Annotated in this window: 20 protein-coding genes and 1 rRNA gene (1 of these 21 cut by a window edge); all 21 read right to left on the bottom strand. The window is 36.8% G+C overall.

Annotated elements, in window-relative coordinates:
* Positions 1-154: 154 nt before the first annotated feature.
* Positions 155-1051, bottom strand: coding sequence for a chemotaxis protein (locus EUBELI_RS04235; protein ID WP_041688060.1), 897 nt, complete (start codon positions 1049-1051; stop codon positions 155-157).
* Positions 1052-1139: 88 nt separating this feature from the next.
* Positions 1140-3203: an FtsX-like permease family protein gene (locus tag EUBELI_RS04230; protein WP_012739120.1), complete on the bottom strand. Its 2064-nt coding sequence runs from the start codon at positions 3201-3203 to the stop codon at positions 1140-1142.
* Entirely contained in the window at positions 3193-3960 is a 768-nt protein-coding gene (locus tag EUBELI_RS04225) for an ABC transporter ATP-binding protein (RefSeq protein WP_012739119.1), read from the bottom strand. The genes EUBELI_RS04230 and EUBELI_RS04225 overlap by 11 nt, the downstream gene beginning before the upstream one ends.
* A 124-nt stretch (positions 3961-4084) precedes the next feature.
* Entirely contained in the window at positions 4085-4723 is a 639-nt protein-coding gene (locus EUBELI_RS04220; protein WP_012739118.1) for an ATP-binding cassette domain-containing protein, read from the bottom strand.
* Between the two features lie 3 nt (positions 4724-4726).
* Complete coding sequence (locus EUBELI_RS04215; RefSeq protein WP_012739117.1) at positions 4727-5560, bottom strand: hypothetical protein; 834 nt, start codon at positions 5558-5560, stop codon at positions 4727-4729.
* The gene (locus EUBELI_RS04210; RefSeq protein WP_012739116.1) at positions 5535-6299 is read right to left on the bottom strand and encodes a hypothetical protein; all 765 of its coding nucleotides are present in this window, start codon (positions 6297-6299) and stop codon (positions 5535-5537) included. The genes EUBELI_RS04215 and EUBELI_RS04210 overlap by 26 nt, the downstream gene beginning before the upstream one ends.
* Before the next feature lies 1 nt (position 6300).
* Complete coding sequence (locus EUBELI_RS04205) at positions 6301-6849, bottom strand: hypothetical protein (RefSeq protein ID WP_147345942.1); 549 nt, start codon at positions 6847-6849, stop codon at positions 6301-6303.
* A 1-nt stretch (position 6850) separates the two neighbouring features.
* Entirely contained in the window at positions 6851-7672 is an 822-nt protein-coding gene (locus EUBELI_RS04200) for an ABC transporter permease (RefSeq protein ID WP_041688059.1), read from the bottom strand.
* Positions 7665-8435 (bottom strand): hypothetical protein, encoded by a 771-nt coding sequence (locus EUBELI_RS04195; RefSeq protein ID WP_012739113.1) that lies wholly within the window; start codon positions 8433-8435, stop codon positions 7665-7667. The genes EUBELI_RS04200 and EUBELI_RS04195 overlap by 8 nt, the downstream gene beginning before the upstream one ends.
* Positions 8436-8513: 78 nt before the next feature.
* Complete coding sequence (locus EUBELI_RS04190) at positions 8514-8948, bottom strand: hypothetical protein (protein WP_012739112.1); 435 nt, start codon at positions 8946-8948, stop codon at positions 8514-8516.
* Between the two features lie 143 nt (positions 8949-9091).
* Positions 9092-9868 carry a hypothetical protein gene (locus tag EUBELI_RS04185; RefSeq protein ID WP_012739111.1) on the bottom strand — a complete coding sequence of 259 codons (777 nt, stop codon included), beginning with the start codon at positions 9866-9868 and terminating at the stop codon, positions 9092-9094.
* Between the two features lie 150 nt (positions 9869-10018).
* On the bottom strand, positions 10019-10789 hold the full coding sequence (locus EUBELI_RS04180; RefSeq protein ID WP_012739110.1) for a hypothetical protein: 771 nt from the start codon (positions 10787-10789) through the stop codon (positions 10019-10021).
* A gap of 79 nt (positions 10790-10868) precedes the next feature.
* Positions 10869-11300 (bottom strand): hypothetical protein, encoded by a 432-nt coding sequence (locus EUBELI_RS04175; RefSeq protein ID WP_012739109.1) that lies wholly within the window; start codon positions 11298-11300, stop codon positions 10869-10871.
* A gap of 153 nt (positions 11301-11453) precedes the next feature.
* Positions 11454-12206: a hypothetical protein gene (locus EUBELI_RS04170; RefSeq protein WP_012739108.1), complete on the bottom strand. Its 753-nt coding sequence runs from the start codon at positions 12204-12206 to the stop codon at positions 11454-11456.
* A gap of 119 nt (positions 12207-12325) precedes the next feature.
* Positions 12326-13573, bottom strand: a complete 1248-nt coding sequence (locus EUBELI_RS04165) for a sensor histidine kinase (protein ID WP_012739107.1) — start codon at positions 13571-13573, stop codon at positions 12326-12328.
* A gap of 9 nt (positions 13574-13582) precedes the next feature.
* The gene (locus EUBELI_RS04160; protein ID WP_012739106.1) at positions 13583-14293 is read right to left on the bottom strand and encodes a LytR/AlgR family response regulator transcription factor; all 711 of its coding nucleotides are present in this window, start codon (positions 14291-14293) and stop codon (positions 13583-13585) included.
* A complete protein-coding gene (locus EUBELI_RS04155) occupies positions 14274-15332 on the bottom strand; it encodes a sensor histidine kinase (RefSeq protein ID WP_012739105.1) in 1059 nt (352 codons plus the stop codon). Before EUBELI_RS04155 ends, EUBELI_RS04160 begins: the two co-directional genes overlap by 20 nt.
* Entirely contained in the window at positions 15329-15994 is a 666-nt protein-coding gene (locus EUBELI_RS04150; RefSeq protein WP_041688056.1) for a response regulator transcription factor, read from the bottom strand. Before EUBELI_RS04150 ends, EUBELI_RS04155 begins: the two co-directional genes overlap by 4 nt.
* Positions 15995-16121: 127 nt before the next feature.
* The gene (locus EUBELI_RS04145; protein WP_049777884.1) at positions 16122-16937 is read right to left on the bottom strand and encodes a TPM domain-containing protein; all 816 of its coding nucleotides are present in this window, start codon (positions 16935-16937) and stop codon (positions 16122-16124) included.
* Entirely contained in the window at positions 16930-18594 is a 1665-nt protein-coding gene (locus EUBELI_RS04140) for a hypothetical protein (RefSeq protein WP_041688055.1), read from the bottom strand. The genes EUBELI_RS04145 and EUBELI_RS04140 overlap by 8 nt, the downstream gene beginning before the upstream one ends.
* Before the next feature lie 240 nt (positions 18595-18834).
* A 23S ribosomal RNA gene (locus tag EUBELI_RS04135) occupies positions 18835-21375 on the bottom strand; it runs 346 nt beyond the window's last position.

Here is a 21375-nt window from a genome sequence, read left to right as displayed (position 1 = left end):
TTGTCGCGGCGCTCCTCGAGAATCTATATAAAGTTCACAGTTTGTGCAAGCACAACTGTGAACTTTCCATATCTTCTCTCATCGCTGCTCGCGCAAAAAAGGACGCCCCCATGTCAGGCGGCGTCCCATAAGAGGAAGTGTAAAATGAAGAAAATTATCTGAGTAATTTATCTATTTCTGATACAAGCAGTCCGATTTCCGGCTTTGACAACTGGACATCTGCACCAAGTGATTCTCCCTTTGCTCTCATCTGTTCATTAATAAGTGATGAGAATATAACAACCGGAATATTCTTTAACTTGTCATCAGACTTAATAAGCTTTGTAAGTCTGTGGCCATCCATAAGCGGCATCTCCAGATCAGTGATAACACAGTCTATATCAAGCGGTACTTTTCCTGCCTTGGCATCTGATATAAAATCCCATGCTTCCTGACCATTATGACATAATGTAAGATTATCATAACCTGATTTAACAAGTGAATCAGATATCAGCTTAATAAGAAGAGGTGAATCCTCTGCTATGACAATATGTGCTTCACTTCTTGGTCTGCCTTCAAGCTTGAGAATATCAGAAGTCTTAAGACCTGTCTCCGGACTTATATCTGATACAATACGCTCAAAGTCAAGAATAATAATAAGCTGACCGTTAATCTTAACAATTCCTGTGGCAATTCCGTTGTCAGCAGTACTTATTGTTGTATCTGGAGTAATAATATCAGCCCATGATACTCTGTGGATTCCAACAACTGTATGTACATGAAAAGCGACATTCAATTTGTTGAAATTAGTTATAATAAACATATCCTTCGAAATATCTCCTGAAGGAGCACTTTTAATAACCTTAGCAAGGTCTACAACTGTTATCATTAAATCTCTTGGCATGAATATTCCTTCTACACTAGGATGTGCATTCGGAACCGGTGTAACCGGACTATATGGCACAATCTCTTTAATCTTGGCAACATTAATACCATAATGATTATTCCCTATTGTGAATTCAAGAACCTCTAACTCATTAGTTCCACTCTCTATCAAAATATTAGTTTCCATATTAAATTCCTCCATGTTGTTCACGAACAACTTCTATGTGAACATTATAACAGAAACATATTAAAAAAACAATGAAATAATGAAAAACTTATCTTACAGGTCTTATAATGCTTCTGCTGCACAGATAAGTTATAAGGAAATATCCTCCATAAATAACAGCAACGAATGCGAGCGTAAGCCCTATAGACGCTGCCATTGAACTCATTCCCATAGTTGCAAGAATTATGTTAATAAACTTAATTCCAAACACAGAATGAATAAGTGCGAGAATCAGCGGAAACGCAAAAAATATTCCAATCTGCTTAAAAAGCGCCATATCAATCATTCTCTCATCTACTCCAAGCTTCCTTAACATTCCATATCGTTCCTTATTGTCTGCACTGTCTGACAATTCTCTCAAAGCAAGAATTGCCGCACTGCTTATAAGGAATATAATTCCTAAATATAAGGCAATAAATGTAACTAACGCTCCAAGCCCGACACTGCTTTCAGCCAGGTCAATTCTGGAATTCCAGCTAATGAAGCTCTTCTTAAATGATATATTTTTCATTAAATTGTCTAACTGTGTTTCAATAAAATATCTTTCTTCCTTAGTGTCTGCCCTATAGTCAGCACTAAGTCCCATATTACGTACCTGCTGTGGTTTTACCGCATTATCAGGCACAACAAGAATCCCATCATTCATATTCTGAACACCAATCTGTACAAAACCATCCATGCATTCACTATATCTTGGTTTATACTCTTTTCCATTGACAGATAATGTAATTCCTTTCTTTAATGCCTGATTCCTTATCATAACCATGTTCTTATAATCTGCCACTATAATATATTCATCGTCATTAAGTTCATACGTACTATTACCATACAGTCTTGCAACAGAATTATAATCGCCAATAGTCATTACCGGCATAATAGTATCTGCCATAAACTGATAATCATCTGTATTAATATCCCCTATTGTATCTTTAACTGTCAATCCGGTGTTGTATATATTATATTCTACAACATCCTTAAAATACTTCTGTGCATCAAATCCACTGTTATTAAGCGTTTCTATTATACTTAATTTGGAATCTTCCAGCATTTCCCTGTCTTTTTCATTCATATTCTGTGATGTGGCATATGCCTCGCTCATCGCATCATATGAATATTTTGCAAGCTGTACATCAACAGGACACATACTGTCCAGATCCTTTGAAAGCGAATCCTTCATTGAAAGTGCTGCAGAAAGCACGCTTATTGTAATAAAAAGCATGATACATATAACAGTTGTCGAGAATACAGTAGTGTTAATCTTGCTGCAGAACTGCCTTAACACAAAGCTGTTCACACCTTTATAATACACACTCTTAATACTTGTGAATATTCTTATCATAAAGCCTGAGACTGACCAGAATATTAAAAATGTTGCAACACATCCAAGTGCAATAGGAATACCTATTTTATTAATGATATTTATTGACTTAACACCCCTTGTAACCATCCAGTATGCATAAGAAAGAATACCAACACCTATGACGAATACTATTGTGCAGACAACCGGGTTCTTCATGGTAACCTTCTCAGTTTTCTTACCTGCATTGAGAAGATCAATAAGCTTACATCTGCTGATACTGAATGTGTTAAATATCATAACTAACACATACATAATTGCAAAATATATTAAAGTCTTGACGCATGCCTTCATTGAGAATATGAATTTAAACTTAGTCATATCAGCATCAAACATATTAGCAACAATCACGCTCATAAACTGTGAAAGGATTGTGCCAATAACAAGCCCTGCCACAAGTGAAACAATGCCAATAAGCAGTGTCTCAAAGAAAAGAATCACTGAAATCTTTCTCTTGCTCATTCCAAGTGTAAGATATATGCCAAACTCCTTATTACGTCTTTTAATAAGAAAACGGCTTGCATATATAATCAGAAATCCAAGTATGCACGATACGAATACGCTTACTCCTGAAAGAATGTCATTCATCAGCTTGATAATATCCATCACATTTGCTCTTACATCAAGCATAACGCTCTGGCTGTCAATTGCATTAAACACATAAAATATTGCAACACCAAGAATAAGAGTGAAGAAATAGACGGTATAATCCTTTAAACTCTTCCTGATGTTCTTTAAAGATATCTTAAAGAGCATTATTAAGGTCGCCTCCTAACAATGTCACAACATCAATGATTTTATCAAAAAATTCTTTTCTTGTAGATTCGCCTCTGCGTATCTCATTGAAGATTTTACCGTCCTTGATAAATATCACTCTGCCTGCGTAGCTTGCAGTAAATGCGTCGTGGGTTACCATAAGAATTGTTGCCGAAAGCTCAGTATTAAGAAAATTAAAGCTCTCAAGTAACATCCTTGATGACCTTGAGTCAAGCGCTCCTGTCGGCTCATCAGCAAGAATAAGCTTTGGGTTCGTAATAATGGCTCTTGCACTTGCTACCCTCTGCTTCTGTCCGCCTGACATCTGATAAGGATATTTGTTTAATACATCTTCAATACCTAGCTCTCTTGCAGTCTGTCTTACTCTTAATTCAATCTCCCTTGACGGAACATTCTGTATAGAAAGCGCCAGTGCAATATTTTCAAATGCTGTTAAAGTATCAAGAAGATTAAAGTCCTGAAAGATAAAGCCTAACTCCTCTCTTCTGAACTTGTTAAGCTTATTGCCCTTTAACTGTGTAATTTCGTTGTCTCCGACATATATCTTACCTGTAGTCACCTTATCAAGTGTTGATATACAGTTAAGAAGCGTCGTCTTTCCTGAACCGCTCGCTCCCATTATAGAAACGAATTCTCCCTTTCCAACCTCAAACGAAATATTGTCAATCGCTTTGGTAAGACTTGATTTGTTTCCATAATACTTTTCAATGTTATCAATCTTAAGTATTGTTTCCATAATAATTAATTCCTTTCATATAGATTAATTATGTTTTACCACTTAACTAATCCGGTGTCGTTTGTTCAATATTACGGAACATTACATTTTTGTAACATTACGCCAGTACTATGTAATGATACTACTAACAGGTTTTATTGATAATTCTGCCATCTGATATCTCTATAATCTCATCAGATAGCTGGTCAAGTTCTTCCTTATCGTGGCATGCAATAATTATTACCGCTCCTCTTTTCTTCTGTTCTTCTAATATATCATGAACCTTCTCAACACTGACATCATCAAGTGCATTAATCGGCTCGTCAAGAATAATAATATCAGGATTTTCCATAACTGCTGCCGCAATTCCTAACTTCTGCTTCATTCCCAGAGAATACTTTCTGTAAGTTCTCTTGTCATCCGGATCAAGTCCGATATCTTCAAGTGCCTTTCTTATCTGTTCATCACCAATTCTGTTCTGAATAGATGCCAGCACCTTAAGATTCTTAAATCCTGTATAATTACCTATAAATGCAGGATTCTCAATTAACACGCCTATACTTTCCGGAAATGAGATATCTTTTCCAAGTATCTTTCCATTAATATCAATTATTCCCGAATCCGGAGTAATAAGCCCGCATATTGCACGCATAAGCATAGTCTTTCCTGAACCATTCTTTCCTCTTAATCCATATACTTTTCCACCTGTAAATTCCAGATTGATATCCCTTAATATTGGTGCTTTCTTAATCGTTTTATTAACATCTGTTATTTTAATATACATGTTTTAATCCTCCCTCACAAGAATATCTTTTTTATTAAATCCAATCATTCCAACCACATACACGACAATATACACAACAATGCATACCGCAGCTGACTGCCATACCTGTATTCTCTGTGCATTATACACACTGCTTCTTACCACCATCGAATTATTTCCTATCATAAGCGGATTGTTTATAAATACTGACATAACATTCCATGCCATAACTGCGAGCATGCCAATCATCGGATTCGTAAACATGGAGATTGTCATCTGAACCAGTGCTGTTACCAAAGAAACAACAACCGGCATTACAAGCATATACACTATAATCCACACGTTTGCCGCATTATCCGGAACAGATTTATTACTAATCTTTTCAAAAAGCTCATAATTAATCTTCATACTCAGGTTTCCATTGCATAATCCATATACAAATGCTGTTGCATACTGAATTGCATATACAGAAAGCACAGTCAGGCAGTTCCACAGACATTTACTGTTCCACCACAACCTTCTGCTTCTGCATTTCATAAGAAAATCAATTCCTACGCCTTCACAGTCATCATTGCAATAACTGTATATCATGAATGGAACAAGAAACTGAATCAGCATCCATACAAAAGGAAATACAATCTTTCCCTCCTTAATAATAAGAACAGGATCATAACCGCCCTGAATAAAGAATATCGTATCCATCATTCCGAATTCATGATTTCCTAATATTATCAGCACTCCGGCAAGCATAAGAACAGCGATTAAATATCTGAATCTGTCAGCATAGAAACCTCTTGCAATATCATGCCATATAACGCCTCTTATACTTTTGTTACTCATCTTCTTTTTTATATTCATAATACTCACGCTTTCTTTGAAGAATAAGACCTGCAATAATCAGAACAGCCATAATTAAAGCAGCTATGCCAAGCTTTCTGGCGCACTCTCCGGAACTATACCATGCAGCCCCGAATATAATCAGCTTATGGTAGGTAAGCGGTATAAATATATCTACTCCTGCAAATATAATAACAGCCACACCTGATATAACATCTGACGAAAATATTATTTCAAATATAATTCCTATAAAACATGTTATCGCAATCATCAAAGCCATTAATATCCAGTAAACAAACATTACCTGTATGCTTGTTACCTCACCTGCCGGCAATACATCCAGATTCATTAATTTATAACTTGAATAACTGTTCCAGTTAAAAAACACATCAAACTTAGTTGATGCATATGCAATTGCAGCCAGTTCATATATTAATGACAACACTGCCGAATACACTATCGTACAGATACTCTGCCACAGATATATTCCTGCTCTCGAACTGTATTTCAGAATTATCATTGGATCTCTGTCGCATTTCATCATTCTCTGATTACAGACAGCTGCTATAATCATCATCAGCGGAAACACATAATTCTGTGACATACAGGTCAATACATCTAATACACACGGTGTTCCCGACACATTTCTCTGTAAAGTTCTTAAGAAAACCGTAAGCAGAACTTCCTGTGAAATAACTGCTCCCGCAAGCCAGAACAACATTTCCCTGTTAACATATCTTCTTCTCAATTCATTCCACATATTATTTACCCATTCTCACATACTTACCCGGAGTTACTGAGAAATACAACTGCCATTCTTCTTTGTTCAGCTTATCAGCATTTATGCTGTGAGGAAATGATATGCTGTGGATAAGGAAAGGTACATCTACAGTAATGCTTGTCCCCTGCTCAAACTTAGAAAAATTAACATCTTTGTTAATATCTCTTATATAATCATTAGATATTCCCTGTGAGAAAGCTCCCGATGCCAGTCTGATATCTGCATAAGGAAATCCTTTCATCTCTCCCGTTATATCTAAAGTACATTGCGCAACCATAACGTATATTTCATCCTGTGTATCACTTCTGTCTTTTCGTTTATCAATTCCATACTCATTCATAAAATCATCAATTGACATGACCTTATAGCTGTTAACACAAGCCGAATATCCGCTAAGTTCAACCTGTTCATTAATCTCATATTCAGTGACACTTCCCTGTGGATACATCTTATTGACTTTAACTATATAGAACGCTGCCACTCCCGCCAATATACATACTAACGCTATTATTAATATTTTCTTCTTCATATCAGATTGCATCCTTTCTTCTGCTTCGTACAAAATACGATACTGTTATCAGCACTATTAACATCACCATATCAATTATCATAAATTTCAGTTCAGAATAACGAAGTTTTGATGCTGTCAGATATTCCATAGGACCGTCTCTTCCAATAGATGAACAAACAATATAATAAAAGAAATACATCATGAATGGTGTAAGTGCGACCATAAACCTGTTATTTACAAGGTCTGCAAATATGTATGCAATACAGTTAATAAGTCCAAATCCCACAAATGCAAATAAAAATACTATAACAGCCATTGCAAACGGTGCTTTAAAAAATAAATCTCCAAAAACTGACAGTTTTGAAAAATTAAACTGTGAACTAACCGATTCAGGCTTAAAAGCCGGCAAAATCATAGCTGTCACAACAAATGATATAACAAGCGGAAAGCTTGCCACAAAACCGCCTACTATAAACTGGGCAAAAAGCTTTGCTTTGTAATACTTCTTTTTATCAATTCTTGTAAATATATTATTAACATAATGCTTCTTCACATCCATCAATATGCTTATAGAATATGGCAATGCTGTCAACAACGGCATAATAAAGTAATAAAGAAATACATAAGACCCCGGTCTTACTCCCATCCACTTCATATACAGTCCCGGAAGCTGTATACCGCTGTATTTCCCCATCTCAAGCAGTTTATCTAATGTTTTTCTTGCAGGAATAATCTCGTTCCATATATTAAATCCAACAATAACTAATCCTATTACTACAGATATTATAAGCATCTTATTCTTAAATGCTCTTTCCAATTCTATTTTAATTAATTTATTCATTTTCTCCTCCTGGTTCATGTATGATTGCTAATGTTCCTTTGCATGGTGACCCCTCAATATAAAAATCTATTGCTAATATTTCATTCTCAAATTCTTCATCTGTTATAAGATAGTATAATGTTATTGTTTTTGTTTCACCCTTTTCAAGATGAACATTTCCATGAGTATTGTCTGAACTTATCCCAACATTTTCATAATTTTCAATTTTATTATATGTACCATCTTCATTCAGTTTTACAGAATACCATAATGTATGGAATTCATTATCATTATCTAATATTATATCATTATCATTAATATCTTTAGTAACCTCTAACTCTATCATTGCATAGTAATAATCTGATATAAAATTATAATCTGCATCAATACTATCTTTCTTATCGTCTAGTCCAAATCTTATTCTATTCACATCAAAATTACATTCTCTGGAAATATTAACGGTTCTAACAGATATATAAAATACATTATATGTTTTCCGATTATTTTCATCATATTTATATCTTATATCATCATCCCTCAATTCAAACTGCTGACCTATATACGCCACATCTCTTTTACTTAAGTTTTCTTCTCTTGCAGAATCATTACCTGTATTGTTTTGATTTTCATTTTGTATATTTGTCTGTTCCTGTTTTGTTTCAAGTGTCGGCATTTCTTTTGTCAGCTTATCTATTGTTCCATTCTTAACACCTATTAGAATTGACAACAACAATACTGATATAATGCCTATACTAATTACTGCACTTTTTATTTTCTTCTTCATTTTTTCCCTTTTTAATCAAGAGATTGTATATTATTATCTGATATACAATCTCTTTTTTACAAACAATTTAATCAGATTTTATACACTATCTGGACTCCATAAAAATTTTACTGAATACTCACTTCCTGTATTACTCTCACATTTAACAGCTGCATAACTATATCCATTTTCTTTTACATAATTGTACATCCATATCTCATCACTTGGAAAAACATCATAATCAATCAAATCAAAATCTTCATAATAATTACTATATCTATCAGAACCAACAAGTGATGCATTAAATGAATACCCATTAGAAGAAGATTCTCCTTTTATATATCCACAAGATGTATCTTGTTTCATTCTACCACTTGTATAATGTAGATACTCTCCCTCTGCCTCATTAAATGACATTCTAACTTCAGTATCTGTGCAATTATTAGCCCACACTACACCACCACCAATTGACATTACCATTGCTCCTGCTGCAACTATTGTTGTCAGCTTTCCTGTTAGTTTCTTTAAATCCATAAAGAAATCCTCCTTAGATTTTAATCAGATACATAAGTACCTGTCTGCTTCAATGTATCTTTTATATTTATCAATTTCAATAGTCCATGCACAAGCGGTCGTTTTTTGACACAAGTGGTAAATATTTCATGAAAATGCCCTATCTAATTTGTCTCTGGTTCATGTACGATTGCTAATGTTCCTTTATCCGGTGACCCATAAATATGAAAATCTATTGCTAATGTTTCATTTTCAAATTCTTCATCAGTTATTAGAAAATACAATGTTATTGCTTTAGTTTCCCCTTTTTCAAAATATACATTTCCATGCTTATCCGGTACATCTGAACCAACAGCTCCGCTATTACTGATACGCTGTAATGTTCCATTGCTATCTATCTTTCCTATATACCACATTGTCTGGAACATACTTATTTCTCCATCAGGCGGTACATCATGATCATTAATATCTTTGTTAACATTTAATTTCACAGTTACATAATAATAGTCTGATATGAAATTATTATTATCATCCATGCTGTCTTTTTTATTTGTCAAACCATAATCAATCCTTTTTATATCAAAATCACATTCTCTTGATATATCTACTGACTTTACGGTTACATTGAAAACATTATATGTATCTCTATTATTTTCATCATATCCATACCTTATATCCCAATCTATTAATTCAAACTCCTGTCCTATATTTACTATATCTCTTTTTCTAGAATTTCTTACCCTAGCAGAGTTGCTACTGCTTTCATTTTTTTCAGACTCGTTTTCTGCTGACTTCTCCGTTTCTGTCTGACTTGTTGCAAGTGTCGGCATTTCTTTCGTCAACTTATCTAGCGTACCATTCTTAACCCCTATTAGAATTGCCAATAATAATACTGCTATAACTGCTATACTTATTACTGCACTTTTTATTTTCTTGTTCATATCTTCTCCTTATACTAGAAAGACTGTACATTGAATTTCATCAACATACAGTCTTAATGTAATTCCCTATTCACTTCTTTTCAAGAACATATGCACAAGCGGTCGTTTTTTGACACAAGTGGTAATTATTTACTAAAAAGATTAGCTGATTTAATTTTCTTCTGGTTCATGTACGATTGCTAATGTTCCTTTGCATGGTGACCCATAATAATGAAAATCTATTGCTAATGTTTCATTCTCAAATTCTTCATCTGTTATAAGATAGTATAATGTTATTGTTTTAGTTTCACCCTTTTCAAAATGTACATTTCCATGAGTATTGTCTGAACTTGACCCTACATTTTCATAATCCTTAATTTTATTATATGTACCGTCCTTATTAACCTTAACACTAGTCCATAATGTTTGTAAATTATTATAATCATCTGCAAACATTTCATTGTCATTAATATCCTTGGTTACTTCCAATTCAACCGTCATATAATAGTAATCCGATATAAAATTATCATTATTATCCATACTATCTCTTTTTGTACTCAATCCGAAATCAATTCTATTAATATCAAAGTCGCATTGTCTAGAAATATTGACGCTCTTAACAGTTATATAAAATACATTATAAGTTTCTCGATTATTCTCATCATATGTATATTTTACGTCATTATTTCTTAATTCAAACTGCTGACCAACATTTGCTATATCTCTTCTGCTAGAATTTCTTATTCTCACAGAGTTACTGCTTTCATTTTTTTGAGACTCATTTTCTGCTGACTTCTTTGTCTCTTCCTGTTTTGTTTCAAGTGTCGGCATTTCTTTTGTCAGCTTATCTAGCGTACCATTCTTAACCCCTATTAGAATTGACAATAATAATACTGCTATAACTGCTATACTTATTACTGCACTCTTTATTTTTTTCTTCATATCTGCTCCCTTTTAGAAAAAAGATTGTATATATATTATGATATACAATCTTCTTTCTAATAAATAATTTAATTAAACTTTAGACACTATCTGGACTCCATAAAAATCCAACTGAGTAATCATCCCCTGTATTACTCTCACACTTTACTGCAGCATAATTATATCCATTTTCTTTGACATAGTTATACATCCATATCTCATCTCCTGGATTAACATCATAATCAATCAATTCAAAATCTTCACAATATCCCGTTTCATCCACCCCAACAAGTGTTGCATTAAAAGAATATCCGTTCGATGATTCTATACCTTTGATATATCCACATGATGTATCTTCTTTCAATCTACTAGACGTATAATCCAGATACTCCCCCGCAGATTCATCAAATGACATATGGGCATACTCATCTTTGCAATTATTAGCCCACACTACACCACCACCAATTGACATTACCATTGCTCCTGCTGCAACTATTGTTGTCAGCTTTCCTGTTAGTTTCTTTAAATCCATAAAGAAATCCTCCTTAGATTTTAATCAGATACATAAGTACCTGTCTGCTTCAATGTATCTTTTATATTTATCAATTTCAATAGCCCATGCACAAGCGGTCGTTTTTTTGCACAAGTGGTAATTATCTTGTTTTAAAAAACTTATTTAATTTGCTTATGGTTCATGTACGATTGCTAATGGACCTATAAATGGTGAATTTTTAAGGCTAAAACTTATAACAAGTTTATCATTTTCGACTTCTTCATCCGACAATATATAATATAATGTTAATGTTCTTGTTTCTCCTTTTTCAAAGCTAAAATTTGTTTTTCCAATTTGATTAGTTTCCGCATCAGAGCCAACACATGCACTAGTTTTAAATGACTGTGTTGTTCCATCGCTATTCAATTTTAATATAGACCAAGTCGTCTGAAAAACATTCATATAATCCATCACATCATTATCATCAATATCCTTTGTTATCTCCAATTCTACTGTTGCATAATAAAAATCTGATATAAAATTATTGTTTTCATCCAAACTTTTTTTCTTATTATCCAATCCAAAATCCAACCTGTTAATATCAAAATCACACTGTCTCGATATCTTGCAATCATTAACTTTTACATGATATATATTATATGTAGTTCTATCATTTTCGTCGTACTTACGGCCATCTATTTTTCTACGTATTACAAACTCTTCTCCATATTCAGCAACCTCGATTCCATCATAAGGTTTACTTTCTGTAGAATTATTTCTCGCATTTACCGTTGCCTTTTCTGTCTCTGCCTGATTTGTTGCAAGTGTCGGCATTTCTTTTGTCAGCTTATCTAGTGTACCATTCTTAACACCAATTAGAATTGCCAATAATAATACTGCTATAACAACTATACTTATTACTGCACTCTTTATTTTCTTCTTCATATCTTCTCCTTATACTAAAAAGACTGTACATCCATCAATGTACAGTCTTAATGTAATTCCCTATTCACTTGTTTTCAATAGCATATGCACAAGCGGTCGTTTTTTGACACAAGTGGTAATTATTCTTTATCTTTCTTAACATATTTGGTCGAAAGGAATATATGACATGTTACCTTTCCTTCCTTTTCCTCATACCTGATTTCCCCATTATATTTGGCAACAATATCCCTTATGCTCTTCGTACCAATTCCATGATTATTCTTATCAAGCTTAGTAGTCAGGAACGGATTCTTTCTGTTAAGAAATGTTTCTTTAACAGGATTTTCCACATCCATAAATATTCCACCTCTGCTTGTTATCTCAACATTGACATACGGATCACTGCATTTTGCTGCTGCCTCAATGGCATTATCAATTACATTTCCGGCAAGAATACACATATCTATATCATCAATCAGTCCAACCTGACCAAGTACCATACATGTAAATGCTATATTCTGCTTTTCACATTTATCATTCTTATCATTAAGAATATAGTTGAGCGTTCTATTATCACAGTATTTTCTATAAGCATATGAATTGATTTTCTCACTCATAATATTCTTTAAGAAATCTTCTGCCTTATCATAATTGTTGTCATCCATATAACCAATTGCAGAAGTCAGGCACTGCTTAAGGTCGTGTCTTAACTTTCTGCTTTCTTCATACATTTTCTGGACACGTTCAACCTCAAACTGTTCGTTAGCATATTCTATCCTTTTATTAATCTCCTCTGTCCTGTTAAAAAAGTCCTGCATCCAATGTCCGATTATTTCAAATGTTAAAACTGTCACAATTAATATTCCAGCGGTCTCTACCCCATAATTATATGTGTCATATATGCCTGTTCCAAAGAATAATCCCGCCAGCACTGAACTTACGCATATCTGTATGAACATCATTTCCAGATTATCCAATTCCCTGTATTTTATAATTACTGCAGACAGATAGACTACAAACATATATAATTCCACAACCAGATATACTATACATATTGCTATTATATCAGCCTGATTAGCAGATAATATGGCTATTCCGATACAATTTATCAGTGATATTTCCAGTATTACCTTAATTGTTATCTGTTCTATATACTGTACAATCAGAATGGCAATGATAATCATTAGTTCCATTATCACCCATGGATTAATTCCATAATATGTCATTATATAGACTGCTGCCCCTGCACCCACTAACAGAACCATCTTAATCACATGTATTATATTATCTCCCGTCAGCTTCCTTATCTTGTCCATAATAAATATTACACCTGTATTCATTACACACAGGAATACACATGTAAGCACTATATTGATTATATCCATCATACCTGTTTCCTACCTGTTATTATCAAACATGAATTTTCTGTATTCTTCTATGACATCTTTCTTCCTGCGCCTGCTTATAGGAACGCGCTCATTATTATACATCACAAATACATCGTTATCTTCATCAATGCTCTTAATATATTTCATATTAATAAGCACACCCTTGCTTGACTGCACAAATCCATATTTTTCAAGCTCTGCAACATGCTTACTATACGAATCTGCCAATAATATTTCTCCTTTAAGACTTTTGACACATATCTTCCTTTTCTGCGTTGCAATTGAAACAACCCTGTCAACATAGAATTTCTCTCCACCCAGTTCTATTACCTGCCTCATCTTTATCAGTTTATCAACTATCTTTACCATCATTCTTGTAAATTCACGGTCAAATCTGTCTTTAACTATATACCCAAGCGGTCTGAATCTGAATGCTTCATAAACCAGATTCTCATGAGATGTAACAAATATTATAATTGCGTCATTATTCATTAATACTATCTGTTCCGCAATATCAAATCCATTCTCATCGCCCAGTTCAAGATCAAGAAATACCATATCATAAGCATTGTCTGAATAATTACTAATAATTGTCTGACCGTCATTGTAGATATCCACCTGACAATCTTCTCCCTGAAAATACTGCTTAAATACATCTTTTATAGTCGTCCGTTCCTTCTCACAGAACTCTCTGTTGTCATCACATACTGCCACTTTCATTGCTGTCTGTTATCTCCTTATAGAAATCATTCTTGTAAAATGTAATCTTCACCCGTGTATATTCGCCCTTTACCGACTCAATGGTTATGGCATGTCCTAACTTGTCACAAAGCTTCTTTACAATATAAAGTCCCATTCCTGTTGCCTTGGAGAACTCTCTTCCATTCTCCCCTGTAAATGATTTGTCAAAAACTCTCGGCAAATCTGACGCATTTATGCCAATTCCATTATCCAGTATTTCAAGGACAACACATTTTTTATCCTCTGCTGCCGACATCTTTATATACGACTCTGCCTTTGTCTTATCCTTGTACTTTATGCTGTTATTCACTATCTGGTTAAGCATGAATTCCATCCACTTTGCATCTGTAAGAACAATCCTGTCTGCATTGCTCACTTCAAATGTGATATCATTTTCAAGCAGATCATACTTATTCTTTAATGCTACATTACTTATAATCTTAGACAGTCTGGCATCGTTAATTATATAGTCTTTTTCTGCATTTTCGCTTCTCACATAATAAAGAATCTGCTCAATATAGTTATTGATTCTGCGAATCTGCGTATTCATCCTGTCCGCAAATTCTTTATCACATTTATCCATGTTATTATGAAGCATAAGTGTAAGTGAGGCTATCGGAAGCTTTATCTCATGAATCCACATTTCAACATACTCTTTGAACTGCTCCATTCCCTGCCTGTATCGTTTAACATTCTCCGTCATCGACCTGTCTATGTCACTCACAGAATCATAGAAAATCTGCCCTTCATAGAAAGCCGGCCTGACAAGTGTCTCTGTAATAAGATATTTTTCTTCAAGTGCAGCTATGTTAATCTCCAGTTCGTCATAGAACTTCTTTCTGTGGTAATAATCTGCCAGCACAACTGCAATATAGCATATTATCATTATAAATATTTCTGCAATTATTAACTGGACAGACACCTTGAATGCCGCCATCATAAGTACGCTTATGATAAGCATTGCCACAAATATGCACACTGAATACAGTCTGTCTTTAATATATTTTCCTAACCTCATACAAGAATATATCCCTGTCCCTTTCTTGTCTCAATAACATCTTCAAGTCCAATATCTTTAAATCTGCCTCTTAACCTGCTTATATTCACAGTAAGCGCATTGTCATTAAGGTACTCCTCATTGTTCCACAGCTCAGTCATAAGCTCATCTCTTGAAACTATATGCTCCCTGTGTGATAACAGATACATGAATATTGTCATTTCATTTTTAGTAAGAGTTATCTCGTCATCCTTATACTTAATTACACCCTTGTGTGGCAGTATTTCCATTCCACGGTAAGTTGTTGTATTATCTGACTTCGCACCAAGCCGCTTAAATACCGCATTAATCCTTAACAGAAGTATTGTCGGATTATACGGCTTTGTTATATAATCGTCTGCCCCATAACTCATGGAAAGCACCTCGTCAGCCTCTGAATCCCTGCTTGTAACCATAATAACCGGCACATCTGATTTACTCCTTAACTGCTGCAAAAGCATTTCCCCATTCATATACGGAATATTGATATCAAGCAGAACAAGATCCGGCTCTTCAGCAATAATACTGTCACATGCATTTTTAAAATTAGACAGAACCTCTGCCTCATACCCTGAATTTTCCAGCAGTTCCTTAAGCTCCCTGCTTATATCTTTATCGTCTTCAACAATCAGAATTCTGTTCATTATCAGTTCCTCACTACATTTTGATATAAATGTATTGTAAACTGTTTTACTAAAAAAAGACAGAGAAAACGCAAAAAGGTTTCTCTGTCTTTTTATAAATATAAGCTGGTTTCGAGTCCGCATCCTGTTAGAAGCTGTGGCCGCCGCCACTTCCTCCACCACCGCCGGATGAGCCGCCTCCGCCGCCACCGCCTGACGAACCGCCAGAACTTGATTCTCGTGGAGAATATGTTTTTGTCTGATGTGTAAATACAACATTACAATTATTAAATGCCCTGTACTCAAACAATCCATTCATAAGGCTCTTTGTTGATGCCTTCCTCTTTGAGGAGTACACACGCACAATTATATAATTAATGACAACTGCAATAACAACCGCAAGCAATGCATTACTTATATATTTCATTGGCTGTGCAATCTTTCTTCCCTGAAGCAGCGTATATTCCTGCTCATACACCTTCATCGCACATATATAATAGTCTGCATCAGATGCATAAGTATACACATTGTCAGTAATTGTTTCTGCATATGCCTTATTAATTGTCCTGTTAATAGCACCATTGCTATGTATCCATATATTTCTGTTATCCATATCAATAACGAATATCGTTCCACTCTCAGAGCCATATTTTTCTCTGTACAGAGACTTAATATAACTCTCTGTCGAAGTGCTGTTATAGCTTATAGAGTTAAACATAACATTACCATAAGTGGTAATTAATTTCATCTTCTCAAGGAGCATGCTCTTCTCAGCAACTGATAAAATAAATGCATCATCAACAATCACTGCTTCATAGCCTGTATCTGGATTAACATAGCAGAAATCCTGATTAGCATAATCTTCAACCTCATAGCCTGTATCAGCATACACTCTGACTCCTGCCAATGCGATACTTAGAACTGCTACAAGAAAGGTCAGTAAAAATGTTATTTTTCTACGCATTATCATTACCTCCCTTGTAATTATCAAACTGTGGCAGTCTTCTTGTTGCAAGCACATTGTAGTACTTAATAAGCTCAACAAGTGTAAACATCAGCGAAGCAAGCACAAATATAACTGCACCATAATAAAAAAGGTCAGATACCGGATTAATAAGCAGAATCAGTGTTGAAACAGCCAATGCTACAAGTGCACCTACACTCCCCGGCACATTTTTTCCTCCTGATACTTCTTTATATGTCTTGCAATTACTAAGCGTAATAATAACGCCTATAGCAAAGCATGCCGCACTGACAAAAAAAGAAGACCCCACTGAAAATACTGCACTAAATAAAGAAAAAGCAAACATAAAATTAGGAATTCCAACCATGCATATTGCAAATATAACAACAGCCTTTAACAATGGTGTCATTTTATTTTTTTCTTTCTTACTTACTCTGTTAATCCTTGCATTATTTCTGCCATCAGCCATCTGTTTTGCCAGATTATCATTATCTGTTCCGGCTTTATATCTGCGGCTGGAAAGCTTTGATTCTTCCCATGAGCCTCTGTCATCAAGCTTCTGGTCCCGTCTCTTAATTTTTCCCAGTTCAAACACATACAATATAATTGTAATCAGTGCTATTACAGCTGCAACATTAAGTGTTACCTTCGGTCTTAATGTAAAGAACATATTAAGTAATATGAATATCGGAACAGCCAGAAGTGCTGACCCAGCAAAATATCTGCCAACTGATACCGGTAAATCTGCCGATACTTTTCCAGTCTGACCATTGACCGTTGCATATGCAACTCTGTCCCTGTTCCTATACGACAGAAACCATACTGGATACAATGTCCTGTCAACAGACTCGATTACCGCATTACATTTTGATTTAATAGTACTTTCTGTTTCATGAAGTGATACCCCTCCGAGCGGGATATTATTGGATACATAATCATATGTCTCTTCACCAGCCATATCAATTGCATCATTCATATAAACATCACACCCTACATCTGCCGTATCAGCATAAAATCCGCTAAGAAATGCCGGCGTAAATCCCGCCATATTCTTAACATCATACGGTGCAATCGCCTCACTTATATTATCATCAAATGAAGATGACGCATCAAACGATATTCCCTTATACTGACAGTCCATATCACCGTTAATATCAAAATGGTCCGTATAAATGTAATCTCCCCGTCTTTTGCTTTTCTCTCCTCTTAATACAACAGGACCTTTCTGCGATACATGATAAGCCCAGTACGGCATATAGATTCCCCTGAAACCATCAATATATTTTTCATCTTTTAATTCCTTAGGTGCAAACCATGCACGCTTCATCATCTTCTTATATTGATTCTTACAATCCTGCTTGGTTTTGCTGAACGGAATAATATATCCCGGACGGAGTTCTTTGGAAATTCTGCTTTCCAGCACTGTAGCTGCTCCACAGAAGCTGCAGAAATCAGCAATCGTGTTATCTGTACTCATAATTTCACCGCCACACTGCGGACACTTGAATACCGTAACATCATACTCTTTACTTTCTTCAGCCGAATTTCCTTCTCCAAGATTATATGGATTATAATGTGTATTACAATGCTCACATAACATCGACTGTGACGATATATCGAAAATTAACCGTCCGCCACAATTAGGACACTGATACATTCATTCTCTCCCCTCATATGTAATAACTTAATTCAAAGTTATGCTAATTGTAGCACCCATTATTACTCTTTTCAAACCCACATTTAGTATGAAAACACACAAAAAAAGCAGGTCATGCGACCTGCCTGTATACATTATATTTCATATTGCTCTTTCAAAACTGCACATTAAAATTCTTTCATCCGATTACTCTTAAGAATAACTCTCTTTGTTCTATCCAAACCGTCTTAACCTTTTCTCTTGGTTAAGCCCTCGACCTATTAGTACAGATCAGCTCCATATGTCACCACACTTCCACCTTCTGCCTATCTACCTCGTCGTCTTCAAGGGGTCTTACTAGCTTATGCTATGGGATATCTCATCTTGAGGGGGGCTTCACGCTTAGATGCCTTCAGCGTTTATCCCGTCCCGACTTGGCTACCCGGCTATGCATTTGGCAATGCAACCGGTGCACCAGAGGTCAGTCCATCCCGGTCCTCTCGTACTAAGGACAGCTCCTCTCAGATATCCTACGCCCACGCCGGATAGGGACCGAACTGTCTCACGACGTTCTGAACCCAGCTCGCGTACCGCTTTAATGGGCGAACAGCCCAACCCTTGGGACCTACTACAGCCCCAGGATGCGATGAGCCGACATCGAGGTGCCAAACCACTCCGTCGATGTGAACTCTTGGGAGTGATAAGCCTGTTATCCCCAGGGTAGCTTTTATCCGTTGAGCGATGGCAATCCCACTTTCATACCACCGGATCACTAAGTCCTACTTTCGTACCTGCTCCACCCGTCGGTGTCGCAGTCAAGCTCCCTTCTGCCTTTGCGCTCTTCGAATGGTTTCCAACCATTCTGAGGGAACCTTTGAGCGCCTCCGATACTCTTTCGGAGGCGACCGCCCCAGTCAAACTCCCCACCAGACATTGTCCCCCAGCCGGGTCACGGCTGCAGGTTAGAAGCCCAGTACTGCAGGGGTGGTATCCCAACATCGACTCTGATGCATCTGGCGACACATCTTCTCAGTCTCCCACCTATCCTGTACATGCAATACCGAACCCCAGTATCAAGCTAGAGTAAAGCTCCATGGGGTCTTTCCGTCCTGGCGCAGGTAACCAGCATCTTCACTGGTATTTCAATTTCACCGGGTGCATTGTCGAGACAGTGCCCAAATCATTACGCCTTTCGTGCGGGTCGGAACTTACCCGACAAGGAATTTCGCTACCTTAGGACCGTTATAGTTACGGCCGCCGTTTACTGGGGCTTAAATTCAATGCTTCACCTTGCGATTAACATCTCCTCTTAACCTTCCAGCACCGGGCAGGCGTCAGCCCATATACCTCACCTTTCGGTTTTGCATAGACCTGTGTTTTTGCTAAACAGTTGCTTGGGCCAGTTCTCTGCGGCTCCATCTCTGGAGCACCCCTTCTCCCGAAGTTACGGGGTCATTTTGCCGAGTTCCTTAACAATGCTTCTCCCGCCGGCCTTAGGATTCTCTCCTCATCCACCTGTGTCGGTTTACGGTACGGGTACATCAAACACTATAGCGGCTTTTCTCGACACAAGCTCCACATGCTTCGCTACTTTGGTTCGCTCCACATCGCGCCCTCGAGTTGACAGACGGATTTGCCTATCTGTCCTCTGCTGCGCTTGTACCGGACTTTCCTTTTCCGGCTCATGCTTCCCTCATGTGTCCCCACATTTCTGATTTGATGCAGTACAGGAATTTCAACCTGTTATCCATCGACTACGTCTTTCGACCTTGCCTTAGGCCCCGACTTACCCAGGGCAGATCAGCTTTACCCTGGAAACCTTAGATATTCGGCCTTGAAGATTCTCACTTCAATCTCGCTACTCATTCCGGCATTCTCTCTTCAAGACAGTCCACCATTCCTTTCGGTATGGCTTCGTTCCGTCTTCAATGCTCCTCTACCAATTCATGTGAATTCCTAAGCTTCGGTGTTGTGTTTTAGCCCCGGACATTTTCGGCGCAGGACCTCTCGACTAGTGAGCTATTACGCACTCTTTTAATGTGTGGCTGCTTCTGAGCCAACATCCTAGTTGTCTTCGAAATCCCACATCCTTTTCCACTTAACACACACTTTGGGACCTTAGCTGTAGGTCTGGGCTCTTTCCCTTTTGACCACCCAACTTATCTCGTGCAGTCTGACTCCCTGGCATCATCTGTCCGCCATTCGCAGTTTGATATTCTTCGGTAGGCTTTGACGCCCCCTAGGAAATTCAGTGCTCTACCTGCGGCAGACTAACCAGAGGCTAGCCCTAAAGCTATTTCGAGGAGAACCAGCTATCTCCGGGTTCGATTGGAATTTCTCCCCTATCCACACCTCATCACCACCCTTTTCAACGGATGTGTGTTCGGTCCTCCACTACCTCTTACGGCAGCTTCAACCTGGACATGGATAGATCACCCGGTTTCGGGTCTATGATAAGCGATTCCACGTGCTTTTAACACTCGCTTTCGCTTCGGCTCCGGACCTTAAGTCCTTAACCTTACCACTCATCATAACTCGCCGGACCGTTCTACAAAAAGTACGCCGTCGCACTTGCGTGCTTCGACAGCTTGTAAACACAGGGTTTCAGGTTCTCTTTCACTCCCCTCCCGGGGTCCTTTTCACCTTTCCTTCACAGTACTATGCGCTATCGGTCACTGAGTAGTATTTAGCCTTACGGAGTGGTCTCCGCTCATTCCCACAAGGTTTCTCGTGTCTCGTGGTACTCTGGATCCTGCCTTGCTGCTTTCGATTTCGGATACGCGGCTTTCACGCTTTCCCGCC

Source organism: [Eubacterium] eligens ATCC 27750, from assembly GCF_000146185.1.
GTDB classification, from domain to species: Bacteria; Bacillota; Clostridia; order Lachnospirales; family Lachnospiraceae; genus Lachnospira; species Lachnospira eligens.
The sequence above is the reverse complement of the archived record's forward strand: the minus strand, read 5'-3'. Positions and strand labels throughout refer to the sequence as shown.

Excerpts from the sequence above, each read along its gene's own strand:
- EUBELI_RS04235 (WP_041688060.1), bottom strand. The coding sequence starts at position 1,051 with ATGGAAACTAATATTTTGATAGAGAGTGGAACTAATGAGTTAGAGGTT.
- EUBELI_RS04230 (WP_012739120.1), bottom strand. The coding sequence starts at position 3,203 with ATGCTCTTTAAGATATCTTTAAAGAACATCAGGAAGAGTTTAAAGGAT.
- EUBELI_RS04225 (WP_012739119.1), bottom strand. The coding sequence starts at position 3,960 with ATGGAAACAATACTTAAGATTGATAACATTGAAAAGTATTATGGAAAC.
- EUBELI_RS04220 (WP_012739118.1), bottom strand. The coding sequence starts at position 4,723 with ATGTATATTAAAATAACAGATGTTAATAAAACGATTAAGAAAGCACCA.
- EUBELI_RS04215 (WP_012739117.1), bottom strand. The coding sequence starts at position 5,560 with ATGAATATAAAAAAGAAGATGAGTAACAAAAGTATAAGAGGCGTTATA.
- EUBELI_RS04210 (WP_012739116.1), bottom strand. The coding sequence starts at position 6,299 with ATGTGGAATGAATTGAGAAGAAGATATGTTAACAGGGAAATGTTGTTC.
- EUBELI_RS04205 (WP_147345942.1), bottom strand. The coding sequence starts at position 6,849 with ATGAAGAAGAAAATATTAATAATAGCGTTAGTATGTATATTGGCGGGA.
- EUBELI_RS04200 (WP_041688059.1), bottom strand. The coding sequence starts at position 7,672 with ATGAATAAATTAATTAAAATAGAATTGGAAAGAGCATTTAAGAATAAG.
- EUBELI_RS04195 (WP_012739113.1), bottom strand. The coding sequence starts at position 8,435 with ATGAAGAAGAAAATAAAAAGTGCAGTAATTAGTATAGGCATTATATCA.
- EUBELI_RS04190 (WP_012739112.1), bottom strand. The coding sequence starts at position 8,948 with ATGGATTTAAAGAAACTAACAGGAAAGCTGACAACAATAGTTGCAGCA.
- EUBELI_RS04185 (WP_012739111.1), bottom strand. The coding sequence starts at position 9,868 with ATGAACAAGAAAATAAAAAGTGCAGTAATAAGTATAGCAGTTATAGCA.
- EUBELI_RS04180 (WP_012739110.1), bottom strand. The coding sequence starts at position 10,789 with ATGAAGAAAAAAATAAAGAGTGCAGTAATAAGTATAGCAGTTATAGCA.
- EUBELI_RS04175 (WP_012739109.1), bottom strand. The coding sequence starts at position 11,300 with ATGGATTTAAAGAAACTAACAGGAAAGCTGACAACAATAGTTGCAGCA.
- EUBELI_RS04170 (WP_012739108.1), bottom strand. The coding sequence starts at position 12,206 with ATGAAGAAGAAAATAAAGAGTGCAGTAATAAGTATAGTTGTTATAGCA.
- EUBELI_RS04165 (WP_012739107.1), bottom strand. The coding sequence starts at position 13,573 with ATGATGGATATAATCAATATAGTGCTTACATGTGTATTCCTGTGTGTA.
- EUBELI_RS04160 (WP_012739106.1), bottom strand. The coding sequence starts at position 14,293 with ATGAAAGTGGCAGTATGTGATGACAACAGAGAGTTCTGTGAGAAGGAA.
- EUBELI_RS04155 (WP_012739105.1), bottom strand. The coding sequence starts at position 15,332 with ATGAGGTTAGGAAAATATATTAAAGACAGACTGTATTCAGTGTGCATA.
- EUBELI_RS04150 (WP_041688056.1), bottom strand. The coding sequence starts at position 15,994 with ATGAACAGAATTCTGATTGTTGAAGACGATAAAGATATAAGCAGGGAG.
- EUBELI_RS04145 (WP_049777884.1), bottom strand. The coding sequence starts at position 16,937 with ATGCGTAGAAAAATAACATTTTTACTGACCTTTCTTGTAGCAGTTCTA.
- EUBELI_RS04140 (WP_041688055.1), bottom strand. The coding sequence starts at position 18,594 with ATGTATCAGTGTCCTAATTGTGGCGGACGGTTAATTTTCGATATATCG.